The sequence below is a fragment of the Amycolatopsis minnesotensis genome, assembly GCF_039529815.1.
Taxonomy (GTDB): Bacteria; Actinomycetota; Actinomycetes; order Mycobacteriales; family Pseudonocardiaceae; genus Amycolatopsis; species Amycolatopsis minnesotensis.
Genome location: NZ_BAAANN010000107.1, coordinates 1 through 2,278, shown reverse-complemented (window position 1 = coordinate 2,278; position 2,278 = coordinate 1). Strand labels below are relative to the sequence as shown.

At 69.1% G+C, this 2,278-nt stretch carries 2 protein-coding genes; both read right to left on the bottom strand.

The features are described from left to right. Nucleotides 1-103: 103 nt before the first annotated feature. The gene (istB, locus tag ABD256_RS43985; protein ID WP_344432350.1) at nt 104-877 is read right to left on the bottom strand and encodes an IS21-like element helper ATPase IstB; all 774 of its coding nucleotides are present in this window, start codon (nt 875-877) and stop codon (nt 104-106) included. Then, a partial coding sequence (gene istA, locus ABD256_RS43980; RefSeq protein ID WP_344432348.1) for an IS21 family transposase occupies nt 874-2,278 on the bottom strand: 1,405 nt, incomplete at its 5' end. The genes istA and istB, both read right to left, overlap by 4 nt.

The following is a 2,278-nucleotide window of genomic DNA, read 5'->3' as shown; positions in this document are numbered from 1 at the left end:
TGTCAACGGTCATCGGGAACTCCGGGTGGGCGGACAGATGGTCTCCAGGTTGGCGGACGGTACTTTTCCGGGTGGGTGGACAGCGGTTCTCCGGGATGGTCGGCTAGTTCAAGGCGATCACTCCCTTGCCGGCGATGGCTTCGGCGAGACGGTGGCTCTCGCCCTTGGTGAGGACGAGGTGTGCGTGGTGCAGCAATCTGTCCACGGTCGCGGTGGCCAAGGTCTTCGGCATGATCGAGTCGAATCCGCTGGGGTGGATGTTGCTGGTCACTGCGATCGAACGGCGCTCGTAAGCGGCGTCGATGATGCGGTAGAACGCCTCGGCGGCTTCCTGTCCCGCGGGGAGCATCCCGATATCGTCGACCACGATCAGGTCGCACCCGCAGATCCGGGAGATTGTGCGGGCCACCGACCCGTCGACCTTGGCTTTGCCGACCGCGGCGGTCAGGGTTTCCAGGGTGAACCAGGACACCCGCATGTCGTTCTCGATCGCCGCGTGTGCCAACGCTTCCACGAAGTGTGACTTTCCGGTGCCCGAAGGCCCCGCGACAGCCAGGTTCTCGTGCCGCCCGATCCATTCCAATGTGGACAGTGAGTTCTGGGTCGCTTCGGTAATCGAGGACTCCTCCGCGCGCCACGACGAAAAGGTCTTGCCGGTGGGGAAGTTCGCGGTCTTGCGCCGCATCCGCCGGGTCGCGGAGTTGCGGCCGGTGACCTCCTCGCCGAGCAGGACCCGCAGCACCTCGGCGGGGTCCCAGCGTTGTGCTCGCGCGGTCGCGAGGACGTCGGGTGCGGCTTTGCGCAGGTAGGGCAGCCGCATCCGGCGCAGCACCAGATCCAGCTCGTCGGGCAGGGCGGGGGCTTTGGGGCTGCTCACTGGCCGAACACCTCCCAGCCGCCGGTGCCGGGTTGCGCGGAGTGGGTCTCATCGGCCACCACCACGTCGCTGGGCGGCCCGGAGGAGGTCAGGTGGTCCAGGATGGAGGCGAGGTCGTCCTCGGCGAACCGGCCCGCGATCGCTGCCAAGCCCAGCGCGTCGTCGACCCGGCTCGCGTCCAGGATCGCGGCGAGTTCCACCGCTCGGGCCATCTTGACCCGGATTCGGGTCACTCCGGTCGCGGCGGCTTCGACCAACCACCGGCGGGCGCCCTCGCCCAAGGCGAGGAACGCGACCTCTTCCGGGGTGCGGGCCCTGATTTTCGGTGGGCGGGGCAGGTTCCCGCCCGGGTGGTGCGGGTAGTGCGCGTCGTCGATGCGCGGGGTTCCCGGGGTGGACAGCACGTGCCGGGCGATCTCGGCGAGCCCGGCGGTGGTGTCGCCGACGATGACCAGTTCGTCGCCGGTGACGCGGGCCCAGACTTTGCTGCCCTGGTGCCCGTCGGGGGTGGAGTAGCGCACCGACCCGAACCGGATCGTCTGGTCGTCGTCGACGAGGCGTTCCTCGCCGAGCGCGATCGCGTGCGGCTCGGCGGGCAGGACGTGCAAGTGCTGACGTTCGGCGCCCAGCCGGGTGGCCGGCGCGGCCCCGGTCTCGCGGTGGGGCCGGGCGTTGACCCGCTCGCACCACTCGACGCAGGCGTCGGCCAGGTCGGTGAACGAGGAGTAGACCGGCAGCAGGTTCGCCGTGGTGGGCACCAGGTCCGCTTTGGCGATCTTGACGGTGTGCTCGGCGCCGCCCTTGGATTCGGGGTCGAACGGCTCACACGTCTCCACTTTGCAGCCGTAGTGCCGGCCTGCGGCGACGATCTCGGGGTGGCGGACCGGGACTCCCGCGACCCGGTCCATCGTTACTGTCCTGGCATTGTCAGTCAGCAAATACGTTGGTGCGCCACCGATCCGGCGCAGTGTAGCGTCCACACAGGACACTAGAGTGCCCAGTGTCTGATCCCATGTCGGGAGCACGACGCGGAACCTCGACCAGGACAGCCACGCGCAGAACAACTGCGTGCGCCGCCCGCCGACACGGGGGCCTTCGCCCCAGTCGAACTGCATCCACATCCCCGGATCCGGGGTCCACGGCCGGTATTTCCGGCGGTGCCCGGCGTTCCACGCGGATTTCGCTTCGGCGACCGCGCGCCGGGTCGTGCGGTCGGTGCCGGTGAACCCCATCGCGACCAGCCGCTGGTGCACGACGTCGGCCCGGATCCGGCCTTGGGAGTTCGCCACCAGTTCCTCGATCTTGCCCAGGAACGGGTCGATCCCGCGAGCACGGCGCGTCGGGGTGAACGGGTCGCCTCCGGCGTCGCGGATCGCGACGTAACGGGCCACGGTCTTCTCG